The following is a 22,212-nucleotide window of genomic DNA, read 5'->3' as shown; positions in this document are numbered from 1 at the left end:
TGTGGTGTCGATGTATTCCCCCCGCAGGCGTGTCCTGTAATGAGTCATGCCGTTTCCCGTCTGCGCGACGAGCGTCTGGCCCGCAGTACCAAGCCCTTTATTGCTCGCGGCTCGCGCGCGCCGCGCTGTCCGGATTGCCGGGTTATCTCCAGTTATTGCCTGTGCGCGTGGCGACCTGCCGTGACTGCCGAGTCAGGCATGTGCCTGCTGATGTACGACACCGAGCCTTTGAAGCCGACCAACACCGGCTGGCTGATCGCCGATGTCATCAAGGACACCTATGCCTTCGGCTGGTCGCGAATAGATGTCGACGAGCAATTGCTCGCCTTGCTGGACGATCCGCAGTGGCAGCCGTATATCGTTTTTCCCGGTGAATTCGTTGCCGAGGAGCGTGTGGTCAATAAGGTGTCGCGCATGGATGGCAAGCGCCCACTGTTCATTCTGCTGGATGCTACCTGGACCGAAGCGCGCAAGATGTTCCGCAAAAGCCCATATCTGGAAAGGTTTCCGGTGTTGACGCTGGAGCCCGAGCAGATCTCGCGTTACCGTTTGCGCCGCTCAAGGCGCGACGACCACTTCTGTACTGCCGAAGTCGCCGCGCTTTGTCTGGAACTGGCCGGGGACACCTGCGCCAGTGGCGTACTGGATGCTTATCTGGACGTGTTCAGCGCTCATTATCTGGGCGCCAAGTACCTCAAGCCGATAGACCCCGACGACGCGGCCCACACTCATTTGAAGGCTTTTATTTGAAGGCTTTCTATCACGCAGTGTTGCGGATCTGCCCTGTATGGGCTAATTGCCATCCATGTTCTCGGGCAATAACGCTTCGCGCTTGACCGTCATGGTCTTGCTGGGCATGCTTGGCGCCGCCTGGAAGCCGATTCATCTTGTCTGGTGTGGCACCGACGCTCTTTTCGGGTTGTCGCGATGCGCATTCGCCAGTCTTGCTGGGTGGCCGATTCTGTCGGCCCTCACTATAAAAACAGGATCACTACATGACCTACGACATCCTGATCGCTGATGATCATCCCCTGTTTCGCAGTGCGCTGCATCAGGCGCTGAGCATTGGCCTGGGGCCTGAAGCGCGGCTCGTCGAGGCAGAAAGCATTGCCCAGCTTGAATCCCGTCTGGGAGAGAAGGCTGATTGGGATCTGGTTCTGCTGGACCTGAACATGCCAGGGGCTTATGGCTTCTCCGGGCTGGTCCTGTTGCGCGGCCAATATCCGCAGATACCGGTGGTGATGGTTTCGGCTCAGGAAGAGGCGTCGATAGTGGTGCGTTCCAGAGAGTTTGGTGCCAGCGGGTTCATTCCTAAATCCAGCCCCCTTGAAGTCATTCAGCAGGCGGTGCGCACCGTGCTCGATGGCGACGTCTGGTGGCCGCCGCAGGTCAATGAAGTGATCAGTGTTTCGGATGAAGCGAAGGCTGCAAGCGCTGGCCTTGCCAGCCTCACGCCCCAGCAGTTTCGAGTATTGACGATGGTCTGTGAGGGGCTGCTGAACAAGCAGATTGCCTCAGAACTCAGCGTCTCCGAAGCCACTATCAAGGCGCACGTCACGGCGATTTTCCGCAAGCTTGGCGTACGCACGCGAACTCAGGCAGCGTTGTTGTTACAGCAGCTTGAGTCCATCTCGTCCAGTTAACGGTGTTCAGGTTGCGAGCATTCACGCTTTTTTGACCTTTAGTGCCTTAGCTTTCCTCATCTTTTTTACACAGCAGCCTTTCTATGTCGCCCTTCAAAGGCCAAACCGGTCTAAAACGTATCCTCAATGCCGCAGGCTATTCTCTGGACGGTCTGTCAGCTGCTTTCAAAGGCGAAGCCGCTTTCCGCCAGCTGGTACTGCTTAACGTGGTGTTGGTCCCGCTATCGTTTTTCCTGCACGTCAGCAAGGCCGAGCATGCCTTGCTGGTCGCTGTTTGCCTGCTGGCCCTGATTGTAGAATTGCTCAACTCAGCTGTAGAGGCTGCCATCGACCGAATCTCTCTGGACCTGCACCCGTTGTCCAAGAACGCCAAGGACATGGGCAGCGCTGCCCAGTTCATCGCCTTGAGCATGATCGCTCTGGTGTGGGGCATTGTGCTGCTGGGTTAGGGCTTGTTCAATACAGGCTTGGCAGCACTATCTCGTCGCTGCGCTTCACTCCGGCGGTGAACGCGCGGCACAGTTCGAGGAATTCGCGCATGGCTGACGTCTGATATTTCTGTTTGTGCCAGATGAAATAGAACTGACGCGCCAGATCCAGCTCAGGTGTGGCCAGTTCCACCAGATTGCCGCGACGAAATGAGTCGCGTAGCGCCAGTCTGGAAATGCAGCCAATGCCCAGTCCGGATTCCACTGCCCGCTTGATGGCTTCGGTGTGTTCCAGCTCCAGTCGGACATTCAACCCGTTGCGGTGGTGGCGCATGGCCTGATCGAACGTCAAACGCGTGCCTGAACCTTGTTCTCGCAGGATCCAGGCTTCATGGGTCAGTTCTTCCAGCGTTACATGGGCGCGTTTGGCCAGTGGATGCTGTGGAGCACAGAACACCACAAGTTCGTCTTCGACCCAGGACTGCACTTCGATGTCCGGGTGGCTGCAATCGCCTTCGATCAAGCCCAGATCAATCTCGTAGTGGGCAACCTGTTGCACGATATGCGCGGTGTTCTGGACGTGCAGTTTGACCTGGCTTTCCGGGTGACGCTGCATGTAGCCGCCGATCAGCAGGGTCGCCAGATAATTGCCAATCGTCAGTGTGGCCCCGACTGCCAGCGAGCCAAAGCCTGATTTACCGTTCAGCAGGTCTTCGATTTCCTTTGCCTGATCCAGTAGAGCGACGGCCTGCGGCAGTAATTGCCTGCCCGTGGCGTTAAGGCTTAGCCGCTTGCCGGCGCGGTCAAACAGCTGGCAGCTCGATTGGCGCTCCAGCTCGGTGATGGAGGTGCTGGCAGCCGACTGCGAAAGCGAAAGCAGCACGGCTGCTTTGGAGACGCTTTCCTGCCGGGCGACGGCAACGAACACTTGGAGCTGGCGGAGAGTAAATCGCATATCTATATAACCGATAACCTATATCTTGATAATTCATTTAACAGATATTGTGTCTGCCACTAGAATGTCGCGCAATAGCGCAGTGCTTCTGCGCGCACTATTTTTTCAGGAGTCTTCACGTACATGAGCAACATGAACCACGAGCGTGTCCTCAGCGTCCACCATTGGAACGACACCCTCTTCAGTTTCAAGTGCACCCGCGATCCTGGTTTGCGTTTCGAGAACGGTCAGTTCGTCATGATCGGTCTGCAGCAGCCAAACGGTCGTCCGCTCATGCGCGCCTACTCGATTGCCAGCCCGAACTGGGAAGAGCATCTGGAATTTTTCAGCATCAAGGTGCCGGACGGTCCCCTGACCTCGCAGTTGCAGCACCTCAAGGAAGGCGATGAAATCATCATCAGCAAAAAGCCTACGGGTACGCTGGTGCTGGACGACCTCAAGCCGGGCAAACATCTTTACCTGTTGAGCACGGGTACTGGCCTGGCGCCGTTCATGAGCGTGATTCAGGACCCTGAAACCTACGAGCGTTTCGAGAAAGTCATCCTGTGCCACGGCGTGCGTTACGTGAACGAAGTCGCCTATCGCGAATTCATCACCGAGCATCTGCCGCAGAACGAGTTTTTCGGTGAAGCGCTGCGTGACAAGCTGATCTACTACCCGACTGTCACCCGCGAGCCGTTCGAGAACGAAGGCCGCCTGACCGACCTGATGCGCAGTGGCAAACTGTTCAGCGATATCGGCTTGCCACCGATCAACCCACAGGACGACCGCGCCATGTTGTGCGGTAGCCCGAGCATGCTCGACGAGACCAGCGAAGTGCTCAACAGCTTTGGTCTGACCGTTTCGCCACGCATGCGTGAGCCCGGCGACTATCTGATCGAGCGTGCATTCGTCGAGAAGTAAGTTGGCCTTACAAAACCCGCCTCATCCCTGAAGGGATCAGGCGGGTTTTTATTGCTCGGGATTTGTCGCTGGCATCCCTTCAGGCCAGCAGGACTTCAAGCACGCAAATCACACCGGCCTGCGGGTAGTGCCAGCGTACGTCCAGATCCCAGAATTGAGCGCCGTAGCGGCGTTCCGGCGTCGGTAGCTGATAGGCCGGGCGCGGGTCCTGCGCCAGGCATTGCTCGATCAGCTCGACCAGCGGCTCACTCAGGCGTAGTGCGTGTTCGCGAGCCTGCCGCAGGGCGGCGTCCTGCCACTGCACCGGTACCAGGGCCGGCGCAGCGCTGGCGATGTGGTTGGTCGCCTCGGCGATTGCATCGGCGTAGGGTACGTATGGCTTGATGTCCAGCACTGGTGTGCCATCCAGCAAGTCGATGCCGGACAGCCACAGGCGACCGGCTTCGACTTTGTCCAGCCTGACCACCGACTGGCCGATGCCATTGGGGCGATGCGTCGCGCGCGTGGCAAATACCCCCATCGACTGGTTGCCGCCCAGACGCGGAGGGCGAACCTTCAGGCGCGGCTTGTCTTCCAGCGCCATATGGAACAGAAACAGCAGCCAGACATGACTGACCTCTTCCAGCCCTTGAACAGCCTCACCCTGATCGAAAGGCGCCACCAGCTCCAGCACTCCACGTGCTGCCGGGGCCAGCTGTGGCTGGCGGGGGATGGCGAATTTCTCCTTGAAACAGGAGCGTACGAATCCGACAGGGGAGACGTTGTAACTCATGGTGCCGACCGGTTCAGCCACGCACGCGCAGGGTCAGACCCTTGAGGAAATTGCGTAGCAGTTGATCGCCACAGGCGCGGTAGTTGGTGTGCCCGACCTTGCGGAACAGTGCGCTCAGCTCTGGCTTGGAAACCGGAAATTCTGCGGATTTCAGGATGGCATGCATGTCGTCTTCTTTCAGTTCGAAGGCCACGCGCAGTTTCTTCAGAACAATGTTGTTGGTAATCGGCAGATCAATCGGCTGCGGCGGACGGCTTTCGTCCTTGCCACGTTTGAAGTAGACCAGGCCATCGAGAAAATGCGCCATGATTTCATCGCTGCAATCCAGATAGCCCTCTTCTTCCTCTTTCTTCATGAAAGCGATGACATCGCTTTTGGACACTTCAAAACCGGTCAGACCGATGATTTCGACAACCTTGCTGTCGCTGATATCGAGCATGTAGCGCACGCTGCGCAGTACGTCGTTGTTCATCATGAGGCGTGTTTCCTGATAAGTCGTATGGCGGCGCGTGACGATGGTCATGCGCGCGGTAATAAGGTCGGGTGCCGAGGGAGTTAAAACTTTTCCTTGGTCGTCATGTAGCGCCACTGGCCTTCGGGCAGTTTGCCCATGGACACGCCGCCGATGCGGATGCGACGAATGGCGACGATCTTCAGGCCAACGGCTTCACACAACAGGGCAATGATGCCGGGCTGCGGGTTTTTCATTGCAAAGCGCAGGCGGTTCTCGTTCTGCCAGCTGGCCTTTACGGCGGGCAGTTCCTTGCCTTTGTAGGTCAGGCCGTGATTCAGCCGGTTCAGGCCATGAGCAACCATTTCGCCCGAGATTTCCACCACGTATTCCTGCTCGATCTTGCTGCGGTCATCGGTGAGCTTGCGCAGGATTTTCCAGTCCTGGCTGAACACCATCAAGCCGCTGGCGTTGGCTTGCAGGCTTGAAATCGCCTCAAGGCGCATGAAGTGGCCCTTGAGCGGACGCTTGCTGTAGCTGTGCTCGACCGAGAGCGTGCCCGGCGTGATCATCTGCAAAGCCTCTTCGGCGCTTGCCGAGGCAGGTTTGTGCAGGATTATCGTGACCGGTTCAGGGGAGTCGGCCTTGGCATCCGGGCTGAGCTCGATTTTCTGGGTGCTGACCTTGAAGTGCGGCTCTTCGATGACCACGCCGTCCACAGTAACCCAGCCACCCTCGATAAACAGTTCGGCCTCCCGGCGGGAGCAACCGACCAGCTCGATAAGGCGTTTGGAAAGGCGAATGGGGTCTGTCATGAAGAAAAGCCGTTTACTGATGGGAAAGGTGCCATTGTAACCGCCTCACGCTGGTTAATCGCGGCAACATTGCATTTGCGCTGTAATCGATGTCAGTTACGACGGGTCAGGCGCATTCTGAGCATCGGATAGGGCTGACCCAAACCGTCGACTTCGGAACGGCTGACAACGTCGAAACCATGCCGGAGGTAAAACCCCAGTGCCTGAGTGTTCTGCTCGTTGACGTCCAGTTCACGGATGTCGAAGTGCTCGATTGCGTGGGTCAGCAGCTGCGTGCCCAGCTTTTTCCCGCGATGGTTGGGGTCGATGAACAGAATATCCAGTCGGTTTTTGTTCACGCCCGCGAAGCCCGTGATGTTGAGCTGCTCATCCCGGGTGCAGAACAGCGTCACGCTGTCCAGATACTGTGTCAGCAACCCCTTGAGCCTGATGATGTAGGCGTCCGGTAGAAAGTCATGGGTGGCGCGCACCGAGCGCTCCCACACCTCGCTCATCTCCGGGTAATCGTTGGTGTCCGGGGTATATAACCGCATCTCGCGTTCTCCTTTCGGCCAGTCTTGCATAGACAACGGCCAGAGACGAAAAAGCCCTGCCGGTTCAAGGGCAGGGCTTTCGGTTACGGCAAGGGGCTGTGCTTACAGCATCTCGGCCCATAGGTCGTATTCGTCAGCATCGGTCACGCGGCACATGATCTTGTCGCCTGGCTGAACGGTGCTGCCCTCTTCCAGACCGATGAACACGTTGCCGTCGATTTCCGGAGCATCGAAGAAGCAGCGGCCTACGGCGCCACGATCATCGACTTCGTCGATCAGTACTTCGATTTCCTTGCCGATCTTCATTTGCAGGCGCGCAGCGCTGATTGCCTGTTGATGAGCCATGAAGCGATCCCAGCGGTCCTGCTTGACGTCATCCGGCACGATGGCCGCATCCAGCAGATTGGCAGGAGCACCTTCAACCGGCGAATACTGGAAGCAGCCGACGCGGTCCAGTTGGGCTTCGGTCAGCCAGTCCAGCAGGTACTGGAAGTCTTCTTCGGTCTCACCGGGAAAGCCGACGATGAATGTCGAGCGGATAATCAGATCAGGACACTGCTCGCGCCAGTTCTTGATGCGTGCCAGTGTCTTGTCTTCAAAGGCTGGCCGCTTCATCAGCTTGAGGATTTTCGGGCTGGCGTGCTGGAACGGGATGTCCAGGTACGGCAGGATCTTGCCAGCAGCCATCAGCGGAATCAGTTCGTCGACGTGCGGGTACGGGTAAACGTAATGCAGGCGAACCCAGACGCCCATCGAACCCAGCGCCTGACACAGCTCTGTCATGCGGGTCTTGACCGGCTGGCCGTCCCAGAACCCGGTGCGGTATTTGACGTCAACGCCATAGGCGCTGGTGTCCTGGGAAATAACCAGCAGCTCCTTCACGCCGGATTTGACCAGACGCTTGGCCTCATCGAGTACATCGCCAACCGGACGGCTGACCAGCTTGCCGCGCATCGACGGGATGATGCAGAAGCTGCAGCTATGGTTGCAGCCTTCGGAAATTTTCAGATACGCGTAGTGGCGCGGGGTCAGCTTGACGCCTTGCGGTGGCACCAGGTCGATCAGCGGATTGTGGTCCTTGCGGGGCGGCACGACATCGTGCACTGCGTTGACCACTTGTTCGTACTGCTGCGGGCCGGTCACCGACAGCACGCTGGGGTGCACATCGCGAATGACATTTGCGTCAACGCCCATGCAGCCGGTCACGATGACCTTGCCGTTTTCCTTGATTGCTTCGCCGATCACTTCCAGCGACTCGGCCTTGGCGGTGTCGATGAAGCCGCAGGTATTGACCACGACCACGTCGGCATCCTCGTAGGTCGCAACGACTTCGTAACCTTCCATGCGCAGCTGGGTCAGGATGCGTTCGGAATCAACGAGTGCCTTCGGGCAACCCAGTGAAACGAATCCGACCTTTGGGGCGGACGGCGTGGTGACGGTGGACATGGCAAACCTCGGCGTGAAGGGCACCCGAACGCGAAGCGCAGGCGCTGACTGGGCGCTTGCTGCGCCTCTGATCAAAAAGTGCGCAATTCTAGCGGTGAGCGGGCGCGATGACCAGCGTTTGGATGAGAATTGCGACGTATGTCAGGCGAGGGGAGGATTTATGCTCAAAGAGCGCTTGGCTGTTGCGCGAGCCTGCATACTTTGTCTGCGCAATTGTCGGGTTCGGGAGGGAGGCGCATTGGTTGAGACCTTCAGGATATGCAGGACGTATCTGGCTACGCTCTCGGCCGCGAGTTGAAGTCGTATTTGCCTGAAGGCTGTTCCGTTTCATCAGAGGCGCACTGATGAAACGGGAGCCATCGCCATAAGGATCTAGCCTCGGGCCGATTGACCTGTCAACCCCGCGGCTCGTGCATCGGGCACCCATTGTGCTGACTGCGAAAGCCCGCCGAGTGTTCGTAGGCAGGTTTGCGCACTCGCATCACTCCGCCCAGCGGACGGTGCGCCTCAAGACCATGCCATGGGCTGAATGACATGCCTTCATCGATTTCCTGAATGCTTTGCTCTGACCACGAGGATTGGCGGGGGACATCGATTCGAGCGACTGCCACGTAGGGGCTGAGGTCTTCCGGCCAGATCGCCGACGCATCCTCTACCGGCATCTTCTCCAGGTCAGTGGCCAGCTGGATACGAACCTCCCAGCTGGCATCGTTTTCGAGGAAAAACGCTTTGACTGCCTCACGCAGGCCATCCGGCTTGTCTTTCAGGTCCACAGCCTCGTCGGTCAGCGCCATCAACTCTGCGGAAATGGGGACTACGCTCAGCTTGGCGTAGTAGGGCCCGTACAGAAAAGGTACGACGGTGTAGAACGTCTCGCCGAGAATATGAGTCATCGGGTGCCCGCCGAGACTTCTCAGTGTGCCACTCTCGCCCCCGGCAGACTCGATAGCGGACTCGATACCGCGAAGGACTGCAGACAGTGCCTTCTTCATGCCCGGTGCTTTGTCAGTTGTTTTGGCCAATAACTTCAAGGTTTTCAAAAAAGCCTTGGGGTCCTTGGCAGTAAAGGCCTTGGCGTTCTGCATGACGAAATCCTGGGTCGATGCGTCGGCGCTGCCGGGCAAGCGCGTGCCTTCGATACCCACAAGTTTGATCGCCAGCCCCCTGGGCGTTGAGACCTTGTCGTCAAGAATATCCCCCGGGTTGGTTGAGAACCGCATGAAGAGCGGGAAATTTCCAGGTTTCGCAAACGCGCCTTGAGCCAGCGGCTCGGGCAGGTCGTCATAGACCTGAATCTGCCCGCGAAGTAACCCGTGTGCCTTGGCATGCACACTGCGAATGGCGTGCCCGGTGTCTTGCAGAGTGGTTTCAAGAATGGAATGCATGGCTTCCACCAGCTCTTTGCTGGTTTGCGGCTCATCGTCGGGGACGACTTCAAATGAGGGCTGGAAGCGTAATGGCTGAACAGTCAGATTTCTTGTTGTCATCAGGGCATCTCGGTCAGAGGAATCAGGGTGCCCGGGCGTCGATGCGGTTCTTGATGACCTTTCAGGCGGCAGGCTTAAGTAATGACCGGCCGGTATTTGCGTCGTTCAATGATAAATATCTCCCCCGTAAACTGCCTGAAAGACGGGGCGCGCTGGCCTGATCATTTTCGCCGTTTGCGTTTCACCAAGAATTACAACGAGTGCTGCGTTATGCTTCGCGCCATCGCGCCGAGGCATGTCAATGTCTGGCTGAATCTGAATTGTTACGCGTTGTGATGTTCTCAGTGTTGAACCTCATGTCTGGTTTCCGGGAGTAGTGGATGAGTCAAACAAACAGTCATGGGGAGGCCGCAGGCACTGCCAAGCCTATCGGGTTGCTGATCGCGGCAGTGGGGGTGGTTTATGGCGACATCGGAACAAGCCCGCTGTACACCCTCAAGGAAGTGTTTCAGGGCGGTTACGGCGTGGAAGTCACGCATGACGCGATACTCGGGGTGTTGTCACTGATCTTCTGGTCGCTGATCTGGGTTGTTTCGTTCAAGTACATGGCGTTTGTTCTGCGTGCTGACAACCAGGGCGAGGGCGGCATCATGGCGTTGATGGCACTGGCGCGTCGAGCATCGGCCAAACACCCCAAACTGCAAATGATGATGGTGGTGTTCGGGTTGTTCGGTGCTGCGCTGTTCTACGGTGACAGCATGATCACCCCGGCAGTCTCGGTATTGTCGGCGATGGAAGGGCTGGAACTGGCCTTCGATGGCCTTGATCACTGGATCGTGCCCATGGCGCTGATCGTGCTGGTGGGGCTGTTTCTGATTCAGCGCCACGGCACGGCACGCATCGGCGTGCTGTTCGGCCCGGTGATGGTGACCTGGTTTCTGGTGCTCGGCGCGCTGGGCGTTTACGGCATCATGCAGTCGCCGGAAGTGCTCAAAGCGGTCAATCCGGCCTGGGGTGTGAATTTCTTCATCATTCATCCGGGCATTGGTGTGGCCATTCTGGGTGCTGTGGTGCTCGCCCTGACGGGGGCCGAGGCGCTGTATGCCGACATGGGTCACTTTGGCCGCAAGCCGATTTCACGTGCCTGGTTCATCCTCGTGCTGCCTGCGTTGCTGCTCAACTATTTCGGTCAGGGTGCGCTGGTGCTGGGCAATCCTGAAACGGTTCGTAACCCGTTCTACCTGCTGGCGCCGGGCTGGGCGCTGCTGCCACTGATCGGTCTGTCGACGATGGCAACCATCATTGCCTCGCAAGCGGTGATCTCCGGCGCCTTCTCGATGACGCTGCAGGCGATCCAGTTGGGCTACATTCCGCGCATGCACATCCAGCACACCTCCAGCGACGCGCAAGGCCAGATCTATATCGGTGCCGTCAACTGGGCGCTGATGGCGGGCGTGATTCTGCTGGTGATCGGCTTCGAATCGTCTGGCGCGCTGGCGTCCGCCTACGGCGTGGCGGTGACCGGGACCATGCTCTGCACCACCATTCTGGTGTCGACCGTCATGCTGATGCTCTGGAAATGGCCGCCATTGCTGGCCGTTCCATTGCTGATCTGCCTGCTGCTGGTGGACGGTCTGTTCTTCGCGGCCAACGTGCCGAAGATCTTCCAGGGCGGGGCCTTCCCGGTGCTGGCGGGTGCGGTGCTGTTTATCCTCATGACTACCTGGAAGCGCGGCAAGCAATTGCTCGCTGAGCGAATCGACGAGGGCGGCCTGCCATTGCCGATCTTCATCGGCAGTATTCGCGTCCAGCCGCCGCATCGCGTGCAGGGCACGGCGGTGTTCCTGACCGCACGTTCGGATGCCGTACCTCATGCGCTACTGCATAACATGCTGCACAACCAGGTACTGCACGAGCAAGTAGTGTTGCTGACTGTGGTGTACGAGGACTCACCGCGTGTGCCTGCCGCTCAGCGTTTCGAAGTGGAGTGCTATGGCGAAGGCTTCTATAGGGTGATCCTGCACTTCGGCTTTATCGATGAGCCCGATGTGCCGGCTGCGCTGGCCTTGTGTCACTTGCCGGAGCTGGACTTCAGTCCGATGCGCACCACGTACTTCCTCAGCCGCGAGACGGTGATCCCGTCCAAGATGGATGGCATGGCGCGCTGGCGTGAGGCGCTGTTCGCGTTCATGCTCAAGAATGCCAACGGCAACCTGCGCTTCTTCAAGCTGCCGTTCAATCGGGTGATCGAGCTGGGTACGCAAGTAGAGATGTAAGCGTTCGCCGGCAAGGCTGGCAGCGTGGATAAAAAAAAACCGGCGACCTCACGGTGCCGGGATTTTTTATGCCGTTCAGACTTCTATCTGGCGGCGCTTACTGAGCGGTAGCCTTGCCCTGACGCTTGTTGATGGCGTCGATCAGGCGCTTGGCCAGTGCCGGATAGTCTTCATCGAAGTGGTGACCTCCAGGCAACTGAACGGACTCGCCGACTGCGGTAGGGTCGGTGCAACCGCTGTCTTTCTTCTCTTCGACACCATAAACACAGAACACCTTGGCGGCTGGCAGCTTGGCCATCTCCTGTCCGGTGGTGGCTTCCTTGCCTGCGTTGCCGAGCCAGCCGTCGACGTGAATCTCGAAGCTGCCAGTACGGGCGAAGGCCAGCAGAATGATCGCGTCGACCCGATTCTGATCATCCGCAGCCAGGCGGTTGTAGATCGCGGGCATCACGTCCGCGCCGAACGAGTAGCCAGCCAGGATGAAGCGCTTGGTGCCCCATTTCTGACGGTAGTGGTTCATCAGGTCGGTAAGGTCGACAGCGGTCTGCTCCGGTGTCTTGTGCTCCCAGTAGTAGCGCAACACGTCGATGCCCACCACCGGATAGCCCATCTTGGCCATGTCGCCTGCCACGACCTTGTCCAGATCGCGCCAGCCGCCGTCACCGGACATGAACAGTGTCACGGTATCGGAAGGCTGGCTGGCCGGGACTTCGACGACCGGGATGCCCAGGCCGCCACTGTCGTTTTCACCGAGTAACAGGTGGCGCAGCTCGGTGTTGAGCACCTGAGGCAGCGGAATGTCGTAGTCGCTGATGCTGGTGTCGGCATTGGTCTGGTCACGCACGAACGCTGCACTCGGATCATCCGGGGCGTCGTTCCAGGCGGCCAGCCAGTGTCCGTGCGGAGCTTTTTGCGGCAGCGGCACGTCGCAGATCTGCGGCGGTTTCTCGTCTTCCTCCAGAACAGGCGGCGGATTCGAAACATGCTCCAGCGCAAACCCGACGGAAATGGCCTGCGCCTTGTCGTCGGTCTGCTCGGCCAGCCAGCGCCACGCCAGAGTTGCGCCAGGGCCTATGCCACCGACAACCTTCGCGGGGCCGTCAAGCTTCGCCAGGGCTTCCTGAAAGGTTTTCTGTTGCAGGACGCAGTCGTCCTTGGGCAATACCACCTGAATGATGCGTGCCGAAGCGTCCTTGCTGATCGCCAGCAACTGCTTGTCGGTTAGCATTTCTTCAGCGGTGACGGCCAGCGCAATGCGGGTCTTGATGCTGGTGGCCGGTGTCACGCTGGTCAGTGGCGCGCCACCGTCAAGGTTCAAGTGTTCCAGCGATGCGGGCGGGGCAGGGCGGTTCCAGATCCATATTCCCAGTGCCACGACTAAAAGAACAATTACCAGAGCTGCAAGCAAAAGGCGCCAGGAGCGTCGAATCATCAGCGTTTCACCAATCCAGTCAGGCCGCCCGCAATCAGGGCGGCGGTGTCAGCCAGTGCCACGAGCGGATCAAGTCCGGCAGGCACGGCCATATAACGAGGTTCCCAGTCGGGCTGGAACTTGTCCTTGAAGCGACGCAGCCCCTGGAAGTTGTACAGTTGCTCGCCACGACGAAAGATCATCGAACCCAGGCGCTGAGTGATCGGCGCGCCACGTCGTGGCTGCAGCCCCGACAAAGGCACCATTCCCAGGCTGAATCGCGCATAACCCTGCGCTTTATAATGCAGAATCAGGCCGACCATCATGAATTCCATGGTCAGCTTGGGGGCGTCCGGGTGAGAGCGCATCAGGTCCAGACTGGCCAGTTCCGGGCTGGTGGTTTCCAGCAGGTTGGAAAACGCGACCGGTTTGCCCTGGAAGTGCACGATGGCAATACGGAAATACTTGAGGTACTCAGTGCTGAAGCGGCCCAGCGAGAAGCCTTTTTCGCGGACATTCTTGCCGGTTAGCCAGGCATCGGAAATCACTTTCAGCTCATCGATAGGCGCTTGGCCCGGCTCGTAGATTTCCAGCGAAAGCCCATCGCGGCCACCTCGGTTCCAGGTGTAACGCAGGTCTTTCATTTCCTTGCCTTTGGCGTCGATATCGAAGCGTCGCAGATCAACGCGCGCTTCCTCGCCCAGCTTGATGGCGGTGAGGCCGATGTCCATGTAGAACGGCAGGTTTTCCGCGCGCACCTGGTAGAACACCGGGCGAGCATGGTGCACGTCGCACAGGTCGCGGAACTGCCAGATCAGCTCGGCACGCTGCTGGGTCGGGCCAATCGGGTCGTAAAGCGCTACCAGACTGCGGCCGCGATGCGAGTACATCAGGAATGCATTACCGGCCGGATGAAACAGGATCGCCTTATCGCCGGTCAGCACTAGGCCGCCATCCGGCTGTTTGGATGCCTTGAGGATCTCGGCTGCCTTGTCCAGATCTGCCGCGTCGGGCAGTTTGATGACTGGTCTGGCAGTACGCAGCAACCAGGTCAGCGAGACCACCACCAACAGCACCGCGCTACCAAGGGCCGAGCGCAGGCCGCGTGGTGCGTCTGCATCAAGGGTGAACTGCCACCACAACTGATGGCTGTAAGGCACGTCCTGATAGGCGAACAGCAGCAGCCAGATTGAGGCACCGACCACACAAATGCTGGCAATCAGGTAGACCGGCGAGAACGGCAGCTCCAGCAGGCGGCTTGGGCGGTAGAACGAACGGCGGAACGTGAGCAGCAGGCAGGCGGTCAGCAGCAGCATGCTGGCCTCTTCCCAGTCGAAGCCCTTGAGTATCGACAGCACTGCACCGACCAGCAGCAAAATAGAGGTCAGCATCCAGGCCGCAGACAGCCGACGACGCAGGCCCTGGGCAAGCAGCAGGCACAGCACGCCCACAAGACTTGCTCCGAAGTGCGACGCGTCGATCAGTCGATGCGGGATCATAAAGCCGACGTTTTCCAGTCGGGTATCGATTTCAGGGGTGGCACCAGAGAAGAGCAGCACCACCCCCGACAAGAAAACCAGTAGGGCCAGAATCGGTGCCGCCAGCCCCGAGGCAACGCGCATGGCTTGCTTGGTCGGCAGCAGGCGCTGGGCTTCGGTAAACAGCAGGGTAAGGCAGGCCAGCAGCAGCGGCAGGATCACGTAGATCAAGCGGTAAAGTAGCAGCGCGGCGGCTAGCGGGGCGGCACCCAGTTCGTTGGCAAAGGCTGCGAGCAGAATGGCCTCGAACACGCCGACGCCGCCAGGCACATGGCTAAGTACGCCAGCAGCGAGCGCCAGCAGATAAATAAGGATGAACGCACCGAGAGGCGGCGCGTGCGGCAGCAGCAGGTACAACACCATCGCCGCAGCAGCGACGTCCAGCGCGGTAATCACCAGCTGGATCAGCGTCAGCTTCAAGTCTGGAAGGCGCAACGTGCGGCGACCGAGACGAACCAGAATATTGTGCGGAATGTCCTGTTCCGGCAGGCGGCGACGGTAGACGAACACCGCCAGCAGCAGGCTGCCAATCAACACTGCTGTGGCGACTACAGCCAGCGCGTCGACGGGAAGCTTGAGTGCCAGTGACGCGCCTGACAGGTTGCTCAGCGTGGCCAGTGCCGCCAGTGGCGGCAACGCACAGCCTAGCGAAAGGCTGGCGAATACGGTCATGCGGGCGATTTCGATTGCCCCCACGCCATAGCGTGAGTACAGGCGATAGCGTACCGATCCGCCGGACAGCATCGACAGGCCGACCGCATTGCCGATGGCAAACGAGGTGAAGCCGCCGAGAAGCAGCGTCTTGATGGGCAGATCGACATTGGCATAGCGACTGGCGGACAGTTCATAGCCCATCAAAATGACATAACCGACTATTGCTGCGAGCAGCGCGCCGCCCAGAGCGGGCAGGGGCACTGCGAACAGTGAGTCGTGCAGCGCATACCAGTCCATTTCGACCAGCATGTGGCGGCAGGCAATAAGGGCCAGGCTGAACAACAGCAGCATCACCGCCAGCCCGATAGGCTGCCGGTATTTGCTTAGCAGTTCACGCCAGTTCTGGCGTGGCGGGCTGCCGGGTTGTTCTGCATCAACGGTTTCATTGGAATCGGACATGTTGTCGCGCATCAATCACTCCTTGGATCGTGCGCGACAGGATGGAGGTATGCAGCCAAGTTACCAATCCCTACGCAGAAAATATTTCAGGATGTTAGCGCGTCAACGTCTAACGAGCGAATAGCGAATCCGGCCAGGCGATGCTGTTCAGCCGAGGTTCAGTCGTGATTCAGCTTAGTAACACCTATCGGCAGCGCATGCAAAAACTGTCGTCAATGAAAGCATTACGTTACAGATGTGATGATAGGGTTTCAAAGGGCTTGGAAAATAGTCTTTTTTCTCAGGCAGTTAGCGGTCGCCTGAAATGTTTTTTCACCGGAAACAAAAAAGGCCACTCTTTCGAGTAGCCTTTCTTGATGTTTGGTTGCGGGAGCCGGATTTGAACCGACGACCTTCGGGTTATGAGCCCGACGAGCTACCAGACTGCTCCATCCCGCGTCTGTGTGGCGGCATTCTACAGCCGAACGCTGAAGTGTCAACCCTTAATCTTGAAAGCAGGCAAATGAGTAGCAGATTGTGCACCTTTGCCAATGATGCTGCCTTTTTTGCGCCTCAATGTGAAAGCGCTGATCAGGCTGCAATGAAGGGGTGTCAGTGGCAGGGCATGAGAAGGTACTTTTAACGCAGGCACAAAAAAGGCCACTCTTTCGAGTAGCCTTTTTTGATGTTTGGTTGCGGGAGCCGGATTTGAACCGACGACCTTCGGGTTATGAGCCCGACGAGCTACCAGACTGCTCCATCCCGCGTCTGTGTGGCGGCATTCTACAGAGAGATGGCGGGGTGTCAATGGTTAGTTTTAAAAAAGTGCTTTTTCTTCAATTGGTTAGCGCCGCCGCTTATGAGTTTTTTCGGCTCTGACGCCTGTATGGCGGGGCTCCGCAGTTTTTTCGACCACGCGTCAGGGACTTTTCACTGATTTTCACGGCGACCTTTCGCATCACTGGATGTTACTTGCCGGTACGAATGAGATACTGCTAAGCCATTGATTGCAAAATCCCATCAGGTCATGACGCAGCGCAAAATCATCCATATCGACTGTGACTGCTTTTATGCAGCCATTGAAATGCGTGACGAGCCCGAACTCGCTGGCAAGCCGCTGGCGGTGGGGGGCTCTGCAGAGCGGCGCGGGGTGATTGCGACCTGTAATTATGAGGCGCGCGCGTATGGGGTGCGTTCAGCCATGTCATCCCGGCATGCACTCAAGCTCTGCCCGGACCTGACCATCGTCAAGCCGCGCATGGAGGCTTATAAGGAGGCGTCACGGGAAATCCATACGATATTCCGGGATTACACCGACCTTATAGAGCCTTTGTCTCTGGATGAGGCGTTCCTCGACGTATCGGATGCCGGGCACTTTTCCGGCAGCGCCACGCGCATCGCCCAGGACATCCGGCGCCGGGTCTCGAATCAGCTGCATATCACCGTTTCGGCTGGCGTCGCGCCGAACAAATTTCTGGCCAAGATCGCCAGCGACTGGAAAAAGCCCAACGGTTTGTTCGTCATTACTCCGGATCAGGTCGAGGATTTCGTCGCCTCTTTGCCCGTTACCAAACTCCACGGCGTCGGGAAAGTCACTGCAGACAAGCTGGGGCGGCTGGGCATTGTCGACTGTGCCGACCTGCGAGGCCGCAGCAAGCTTGCGCTGGTCCGTGAGTTTGGCAGCTTCGGTGAGCGTCTCTGGAGTCTGGCGCACGGAATAGATGACCGTCCGGTGCAGAATGACAGTCGACGTCAGTCAGTCAGCGTAGAAAATACCTACGACACGGATCTGCCTGATCTGGCTGCCTGCCTGGAAAAGCTGCCCGCGCTGCTGGAAACCCTCGGTAACCGGATGGCGAGAATGGAAGGGCAGTACCGGCCCGGCAAGCCCTTCGTCAAAGTGAAATTTCACGACTTCACCCAGACGACTCTGGAGCAGTCCGGAGCCGGAAGGGATCTGGGCAGTTACGAGCAGTTGCTGGCGCAGGCGTTTGCCCGTGGTGCCAAGCCTGTTCGGCTTCTGGGTATAGGTGTGCGTCTGCACGACCTGCGCGCAGCTCATGAACAATTGGAGTTGTTCTCGCAATAATGAAATGGTCGGCTGCGGTTGCATACCGCAGCCTTTCACATTACTGGCTCTGGGCGGGAACGGCGACCAGACGGCCAGCATCTCTGGCGAGTGATTTGAGAAATTCACCCTGCAACTGCGGATCGTTGCGTGTCAGTTCAATCAGGCTCTGTTCGAGCTCGCTGGCTTCTTCTTCCAGCCCCAGGTCAGAAAGGCGTTTGACGCGATGCACCCATTGGCTGACTTCGTCATCTTCCAGGTCGTCGTAGATCAGGGCGTGCGCCTCCAGCAGCTTGCCGCGCAGAGAGTGGCTGATCGGCAAGCTGGCGTTCGCGTGAGCGCTGTCCTGGTCGTCTTCGACGTTGATATAAATGCGCGTGATACGGCTCAGGTCCTGTTCGGCAAAAGGACTGTCCAGCAGGTTCAGGCGCAGAATGCCGTTGCGGTCGGTGCTCATTTCATGAGTTTCGTTACCGGCCTTGACCATCACCGGGCGTTCATTCCACGGCAGCGTGGAGTTCTCGATCCGTTTGTCTTTCTGGACTTCGTCAATGCTCGCCAGATTCTGCTGGGCGCGCCCGTGAGAGGGGGCGTTCATGAACGGGTTCAGACCTGCCACACCGTAGTGAATCCAGTCCCGGGTCATGCTTTCCGGCAAATTGCCCAGTGCAAACACGTTGACCACATTCGCCCCGACGCCTGCTACAACAGCGACCGCGCCGAGCGGGATCTCGTAGATCTCCCGCCAGGGCTGGTAAGGCGTATAGCGGTCATAGTGGCGGGTGACTTCAAAATCGGTAACTTCGAACGATTTGTGCTCGTGAATCCGCACGCGGCGTTGCGGTAACTCCAGCGTTTTGGGCTCACCGATATCGACTTGCAGTGTGTGTTCGAGCAGTTTGCGTTCGACGCGCTCCTCGTGCTCACTGCGTTGTGATAGCTGATTGGCACAGCCGCCGACGAGAAACGAACCGCAAAGGACGGCGCTGCCGAGGCTTAAGGTGCTTCGTTTGAGCATGGGATCTCTGATGCGGATTGGGCGAGTGACGAGCGGCGCACCTGTTGAGAAAACAGGTGCGCCTTTTGACTCAGCGGTTCACTTTGCCCTGGATGAACGACAGCACATCCGCGACTGCAATGGCTTGCGGTTGCGACTCGGTACGGCTCTTGTATTCCAGATTGCCTTCGGCCAGACCACGGTCGCTGACTACGATGCGATGCGGAATACCGATCAGTTCCATATCAGCGAACTTGATGCCGGGGCTGGTTTTCTTGTCGCGGTCATCGAGCAATACCTCGAAGCCGGCGGCAGTCAGCTCGGCGTACAGTTTGTCTGTCGCTTCACGAACCGCGTCTGTCTCGTAGCGCAGAGGGATCAAGGCGATCTGGAAAGGCGCCAGAGTGTCGTTCCAGATAATGCCGTTTTCGTCGCTGTTCTGTTCGATTGCGGCGGCAACCACGCGGGAAACGCCGATGCCGTAGCAACCCATCGCCAGATTGACCGGCTTGCCGTTTTCCCCCAGCACCTGGCACTTCATCGCTTCGCTGTATTTGGTGCCCAGCTGGAAGATGTGGCCCACTTCGATGCCGCGCTTGATTTCCAGCGTGCCCTTGCCGTCCGGGCTTGGGTCGCCCGCAACAACATTACGCAGGTCTGCGACGGTCGGAACCGGCAGGTCGCGTTCCCAGTTGACGCCGAAATAGTGCTTGTCATCGATATTGGCGCCGACGCTGAAGTCGCTCATCAGCTCGACCGAGCGGTCGATGATGCACGGCAGCGGCAGATTCAACGGACCCAGCGAGCCTGCGCCTGCACCGATGGCATCACGCAGTTCGGCTTCGGATGCCATCACCAACGGGCTGGCAACCTGTTCAAGCTGGCTGGCCTTGATTTCGTTGAGCTCGTGATCGCCACGGATGATCAGGGCAATCAGCTTGCCTTCTTCGGCAGCATGGACCACCAGCGTCTTGACGGTTTTCTCGATCGGCAAATCAAAACCTTCGACCAGTTGGGCGATGGTCTTGGCGTTTGGAGTATCGATCAGACGCAATTCTTCAGTAGCGGCCGGACGAGCTTTCTCACGAGGTACTGCTTCGGCTTTTTCGATGTTGGCTGCGTAATCGGAGCCATCGCTGAACACAATATCGTCTTCGCCGGATTCGGCCAGCACATGGAACTCGTGCGAGCCTGCGCCGCCAATCGAGCCGTTGTCAGCTTCGACCGGGCGGAATTTGAGGCCCAGGCGGGTGAAGATGTTGCTGTATGCCAGGTGCATGCGGTCGTAGGTGACCTGCAGCGAGGCGTGGTCAGCGTGGAACGAGTAGGCGTCTTTCATGACGAATTCGCGTCCGCGCATCAGGCCGAAGCGTGGACGAATCTCATCACGGAATTTGGTCTGGATCTGGTACATGTTGATCGGCAGCTGTTTATAGCTGTTGAGCTCATTGCGTGCCAGATCGGTGATGACTTCTTCGTGGGTCGGGCCCAGGCAGAACTCACGGTTGTGGCGGTCGACCAGGCGCATCAGCTCCGGGCCGTATTGTTCCCAGCGACCGGATTCCTGCCAGAGTTCTGCAGGCTGAATGCCGGGCATTAGAATTTCGAGTGCGCCAGCGGCGTCCATTTCTTCACGAACAATCGCTTCGACCTTGCGCAGCACGCGCAGGCCCATGGGCAGCCAGGTGTAAAGACCGGATGCCAGTTTACGAATCATGCCAGCGCGCAGCATCAGCTGATGGCTGACCACGACCGCATCGGAAGGGGTTTCTTTCTGTGTGGCGAGCAAAAATTGACTGGTGCGCATGGTTGGCCGTTGTCGGTTGCTGAGACTGGATATGACCTGGCATTGTACGGCGGTGTTCCGGTCGCGTACAGGGCGGGGCAGGCTTGCAGAGGGTAGGGGAGTTCTTTCAGAGCCAAATGAAAAAGCCCGGCATGAGCCGGGCTTCTTCTATTAACGAGTGCTGAGCTGCGATTACAGGATCGAGATCGGGTAGTCGACAATCAGGCGGAACTCGTTGACGTCGCCATCTGCCTGGGCATCGTTACCACGGTGCCATGCCTGACGCATACGGAAGGACAGGTCTTTGGCTGGGCCAGTCTGTACAACGTATTTGGCTTCAACGTTGGTTTCGTGGTGTTTGCCATCAGCTCCATACATATTGGCATAGGCACTGGACGCGTCTACTTTGGTGCCATCAATGTTGTCACCGTTAAGGTAGCGGGTCATGAAGCTCAGGCCAGGAACGCCGTAAGGAGTCATGTTCAGGTCGTAGCGCACTTGCCACGATTTCTCGCCTGGACCGTTGAAGTCGGAGTACTGAACGGAGTTGGCGAGGAAAATAGAGTCGCCACCACGATTGTTGTCGCCTATACCGATGTAGTCGAACGGTGTATCGCCGTCGACTTTCTGGTACGCAACGGTAATGGTATGCGCTGCCAGGAATGAATAGGCTGCCGACGCCGAGTAAGTGGTGTTGTTAATCGATCCAGCTTTAGCGCTGCCTTCGTCAAGGGTGCGGTACAGGTTGACGTCGAAAGCCAGTGACTGATCATTACCCAAAGGCAATGCGTAGTTCACGTTACCGTAGTACTGATCCCAGATGTCTTCGAGTTTGGCTGCATAGAAAGCTACGCCCAAACCGTCGGTCACTGCGTACTTGCCGCCAACAAAATCTGCGCTGCTGGCTTTCAGGCCGTTGAAGCCGTTTGCGTAAGTTGCCCAGATGCTGCCGTCGTGACTGGTGTCATCCTGGCTTGTGCCTGAGTAGAAGTGTCCTGCTTCAAGATCAAGACCTGCAATCTCACTGCTTTGCAGGCTTAGGCCGCTAGCTGTTTGAGGTAACAGGCGTGATCCGCCAACCGCAAATACTGGACTGGTAGGCTGCATATCACCGATTTTCAATTCAGTTTTCGATACGCGGAATTTTACAGCGCCGCCCAGCTTACCCTGCGTAGCCTCGTTATCACCATTGGCGTCAGTGACCAGGTTTCCAGAACCTGAGTATTTGTCGAGACCCCAAAGCCTGAGGCCACCATAGCCGAATGCCTCAACGCCGACACCGATGGTGCCTTGAGTGTAACCGGTGCTGAAGTTGGCCCAGATACCTTGGGTCCAGTCTTTATCGCTGCGGCCGCCTGGAGCGGGGTTGTTTTTCTTGTCACGGTTGTAATAGTAATTGCGCAACTTCAGGTCAAGCGTGCTGCCTTCCACAAAGCCCTTGGCATCAGCCTGATCGCTGACGAAAGGTGCCGCTGTTGCCAGTTGGGTGCTGGCTGCCGTAACGGCCAGTGCGATTGCGCTCCACTTCATCACTCTCATCGTGATTGCTCCTTTGGTTTTTAGAAGATTTTTGCCGTCCACCTGTTTTTTTATCTGGACGGCTCTTTCTATTTTTGGTCGGCGGAATCTATATCACGCTGACGCTGGTTGCTATAGGTACAGCTCTATCCT

18 protein-coding genes and 2 tRNA genes are annotated in these 22,212 nt (G+C 58.0%); 6 read left to right on the top strand and 14 right to left on the bottom strand.

Features of this window, described 5'->3' with window-relative positions:
- Window positions 1-39: 39 nt before the first annotated feature.
- The 3 genes from RYB66_RS05155 to RYB66_RS05145 all read left to right on the top strand — a co-directional run bounded on the left by RYB66_RS05155 (window position 40) and on the right by RYB66_RS05145 (window position 2,092).
- Window positions 40-750 (top strand): tRNA-uridine aminocarboxypropyltransferase, encoded by a 711-nt coding sequence (locus RYB66_RS05155; protein ID WP_054077551.1) that lies wholly within the window; start codon window positions 40-42, stop codon window positions 748-750.
- Between the two features lie 245 nt (window positions 751-995).
- Complete coding sequence (erdR, locus tag RYB66_RS05150) at window positions 996-1,643, top strand: response regulator transcription factor ErdR (RefSeq protein ID WP_002554683.1); 648 nt, start codon at window positions 996-998, stop codon at window positions 1,641-1,643.
- 83 nt (window positions 1,644-1,726) lie between these two features.
- Window positions 1,727-2,092: a diacylglycerol kinase gene (locus tag RYB66_RS05145; protein ID WP_002554682.1), complete on the top strand. Its 366-nt coding sequence runs from the start codon at window positions 1,727-1,729 to the stop codon at window positions 2,090-2,092.
- Window positions 2,093-2,099: 7 nt separating this feature from the next.
- On the opposite strand, the gene RYB66_RS05140 is transcribed toward RYB66_RS05145, so the two are convergent.
- Window positions 2,100-3,026 carry a LysR family transcriptional regulator gene (locus RYB66_RS05140; RefSeq protein WP_002554681.1) on the bottom strand — a complete coding sequence of 309 codons (927 nt, stop codon included), beginning with the start codon at window positions 3,024-3,026 and terminating at the stop codon, window positions 2,100-2,102.
- 123 nt (window positions 3,027-3,149) lie between these two features.
- Between RYB66_RS05140 and fpr the strand changes: the two genes are divergently transcribed.
- Window positions 3,150-3,929, top strand: coding sequence for a ferredoxin-NADP reductase (gene fpr / locus RYB66_RS05135; protein ID WP_002554680.1), 780 nt, complete (start codon window positions 3,150-3,152; stop codon window positions 3,927-3,929).
- 79 nt (window positions 3,930-4,008) lie between these two features.
- Here the strand turns inward: fpr and tsaA are convergent, their stop codons facing one another.
- From tsaA to RYB66_RS05105, 6 genes are all read right to left on the bottom strand, one after another.
- Complete coding sequence (gene tsaA / locus RYB66_RS05130; RefSeq protein ID WP_316893941.1) at window positions 4,009-4,701, bottom strand: tRNA (N6-threonylcarbamoyladenosine(37)-N6)-methyltransferase TrmO; 693 nt, start codon at window positions 4,699-4,701, stop codon at window positions 4,009-4,011.
- Between the two features lie 13 nt (window positions 4,702-4,714).
- Window positions 4,715-5,176 (bottom strand): DUF1456 family protein, encoded by a 462-nt coding sequence (locus RYB66_RS05125; protein ID WP_002554678.1) that lies wholly within the window; start codon window positions 5,174-5,176, stop codon window positions 4,715-4,717.
- Window positions 5,177-5,256: 80 nt separating this feature from the next.
- Entirely contained in the window at window positions 5,257-5,967 is a 711-nt protein-coding gene (locus RYB66_RS05120; protein ID WP_002554677.1) for an rRNA pseudouridine synthase, read from the bottom strand.
- A 92-nt stretch (window positions 5,968-6,059) separates the two neighbouring features.
- Window positions 6,060-6,500 (bottom strand): GNAT family N-acetyltransferase, encoded by a 441-nt coding sequence (locus tag RYB66_RS05115; protein WP_002554676.1) that lies wholly within the window; start codon window positions 6,498-6,500, stop codon window positions 6,060-6,062.
- A 102-nt stretch (window positions 6,501-6,602) separates the two neighbouring features.
- Window positions 6,603-7,946 (bottom strand): 30S ribosomal protein S12 methylthiotransferase RimO, encoded by a 1,344-nt coding sequence (rimO, locus tag RYB66_RS05110; RefSeq protein ID WP_002554675.1) that lies wholly within the window; start codon window positions 7,944-7,946, stop codon window positions 6,603-6,605.
- 395 nt (window positions 7,947-8,341) lie between these two features.
- Window positions 8,342-9,433 (bottom strand): catalase family protein, encoded by a 1,092-nt coding sequence (locus RYB66_RS05105; protein ID WP_316886509.1) that lies wholly within the window; start codon window positions 9,431-9,433, stop codon window positions 8,342-8,344.
- A 320-nt stretch (window positions 9,434-9,753) separates the two neighbouring features.
- Between RYB66_RS05105 and RYB66_RS05100 the strand changes: the two genes are divergently transcribed.
- Window positions 9,754-11,649: a potassium transporter Kup gene (locus tag RYB66_RS05100; protein WP_316893939.1), complete on the top strand. Its 1,896-nt coding sequence runs from the start codon at window positions 9,754-9,756 to the stop codon at window positions 11,647-11,649.
- Between the two features lie 97 nt (window positions 11,650-11,746).
- On the opposite strand, the gene RYB66_RS05095 is transcribed toward RYB66_RS05100, so the two are convergent.
- The 4 genes from RYB66_RS05095 to RYB66_RS05080 form a co-directional block, all read right to left on the bottom strand.
- Window positions 11,747-13,081 (bottom strand): virulence factor family protein, encoded by a 1,335-nt coding sequence (locus RYB66_RS05095; RefSeq protein WP_316893937.1) that lies wholly within the window; start codon window positions 13,079-13,081, stop codon window positions 11,747-11,749.
- Complete coding sequence (mprF, locus tag RYB66_RS05090) at window positions 13,081-15,723, bottom strand: bifunctional lysylphosphatidylglycerol flippase/synthetase MprF (protein WP_316893935.1); 2,643 nt, start codon at window positions 15,721-15,723, stop codon at window positions 13,081-13,083. Before mprF ends, RYB66_RS05095 begins: the two co-directional genes overlap by 1 nt.
- Window positions 15,724-16,072: 349 nt before the next feature.
- Window positions 16,073-16,149 (bottom strand) — tRNA-Met (locus tag RYB66_RS05085).
- A gap of 231 nt (window positions 16,150-16,380) precedes the next feature.
- A tRNA-Met gene (locus tag RYB66_RS05080) sits at window positions 16,381-16,457 on the bottom strand.
- A 260-nt stretch (window positions 16,458-16,717) separates the two neighbouring features.
- On the opposite strand from RYB66_RS05080, the gene dinB reads away from it, so the two are divergent.
- A complete protein-coding gene (dinB, locus tag RYB66_RS05075) occupies window positions 16,718-17,779 on the top strand; it encodes a DNA polymerase IV (protein ID WP_002554670.1) in 1,062 nt (353 codons plus the stop codon).
- 40 nt (window positions 17,780-17,819) lie between these two features.
- On the opposite strand, the gene RYB66_RS05070 is transcribed toward dinB, so the two are convergent.
- The 3 genes from RYB66_RS05070 to RYB66_RS05060 form a co-directional block, all read right to left on the bottom strand.
- Complete coding sequence (locus RYB66_RS05070) at window positions 17,820-18,776, bottom strand: hypothetical protein (protein ID WP_002554669.1); 957 nt, start codon at window positions 18,774-18,776, stop codon at window positions 17,820-17,822.
- A 70-nt stretch (window positions 18,777-18,846) separates the two neighbouring features.
- Window positions 18,847-20,562 (bottom strand): proline--tRNA ligase, encoded by a 1,716-nt coding sequence (locus RYB66_RS05065; RefSeq protein ID WP_002554668.1) that lies wholly within the window; start codon window positions 20,560-20,562, stop codon window positions 18,847-18,849.
- A gap of 171 nt (window positions 20,563-20,733) precedes the next feature.
- Window positions 20,734-22,080: an OprD family porin gene (locus RYB66_RS05060; protein WP_005746539.1), complete on the bottom strand. Its 1,347-nt coding sequence runs from the start codon at window positions 22,078-22,080 to the stop codon at window positions 20,734-20,736.
- Between the last annotated feature and the right edge of the window lie 132 nt (window positions 22,081-22,212).

The sequence above is a fragment of the Pseudomonas syringae group sp. 243L2 genome, from assembly GCF_032587875.1.
In the GTDB taxonomy this organism is placed as follows: Bacteria; Pseudomonadota; Gammaproteobacteria; order Pseudomonadales; family Pseudomonadaceae; genus Aquipseudomonas; species Aquipseudomonas amygdali.
This window is presented reverse-complemented; position numbering and strand designations above follow the sequence as displayed.

Coding starts and splice junctions, on each gene's coding strand:
- fpr (WP_002554680.1), top strand. CDS start 3,150: ATGAGCAACATGAACCACGAGCGTGTCCTCAGCGTCCACCATTGGAAC.
- RYB66_RS05060 (WP_005746539.1), bottom strand. CDS start 22,080: ATGAGAGTGATGAAGTGGAGCGCAATCGCACTGGCCGTTACGGCAGCC.
- RYB66_RS05155 (WP_054077551.1), top strand. CDS start 40: ATGAGTCATGCCGTTTCCCGTCTGCGCGACGAGCGTCTGGCCCGCAGT.
- tsaA (WP_316893941.1), bottom strand. CDS start 4,701: ATGAGTTACAACGTCTCCCCTGTCGGATTCGTACGCTCCTGTTTCAAG.
- RYB66_RS05120 (WP_002554677.1), bottom strand. CDS start 5,967: ATGACAGACCCCATTCGCCTTTCCAAACGCCTTATCGAGCTGGTCGGT.
- erdR (WP_002554683.1), top strand. CDS start 996: ATGACCTACGACATCCTGATCGCTGATGATCATCCCCTGTTTCGCAGT.
- RYB66_RS05100 (WP_316893939.1), top strand. CDS start 9,754: ATGAGTCAAACAAACAGTCATGGGGAGGCCGCAGGCACTGCCAAGCCT.
- RYB66_RS05105 (WP_316886509.1), bottom strand. CDS start 9,433: ATGACAACAAGAAATCTGACTGTTCAGCCATTACGCTTCCAGCCCTCA.
- mprF (WP_316893935.1), bottom strand. CDS start 15,723: ATGCGCGACAACATGTCCGATTCCAATGAAACCGTTGATGCAGAACAA.
- RYB66_RS05070 (WP_002554669.1), bottom strand. CDS start 18,776: ATGCTCAAACGAAGCACCTTAAGCCTCGGCAGCGCCGTCCTTTGCGGT.
- rimO (WP_002554675.1), bottom strand. CDS start 7,946: ATGTCCACCGTCACCACGCCGTCCGCCCCAAAGGTCGGATTCGTTTCA.
- RYB66_RS05145 (WP_002554682.1), top strand. CDS start 1,727: ATGTCGCCCTTCAAAGGCCAAACCGGTCTAAAACGTATCCTCAATGCC.
- RYB66_RS05140 (WP_002554681.1), bottom strand. CDS start 3,026: ATGCGATTTACTCTCCGCCAGCTCCAAGTGTTCGTTGCCGTCGCCCGG.
- RYB66_RS05065 (WP_002554668.1), bottom strand. CDS start 20,562: ATGCGCACCAGTCAATTTTTGCTCGCCACACAGAAAGAAACCCCTTCC.
- dinB (WP_002554670.1), top strand. CDS start 16,718: ATGACGCAGCGCAAAATCATCCATATCGACTGTGACTGCTTTTATGCA.
- RYB66_RS05115 (WP_002554676.1), bottom strand. CDS start 6,500: ATGCGGTTATATACCCCGGACACCAACGATTACCCGGAGATGAGCGAG.
- RYB66_RS05125 (WP_002554678.1), bottom strand. CDS start 5,176: ATGATGAACAACGACGTACTGCGCAGCGTGCGCTACATGCTCGATATC.
- RYB66_RS05095 (WP_316893937.1), bottom strand. CDS start 13,081: ATGATTCGACGCTCCTGGCGCCTTTTGCTTGCAGCTCTGGTAATTGTT.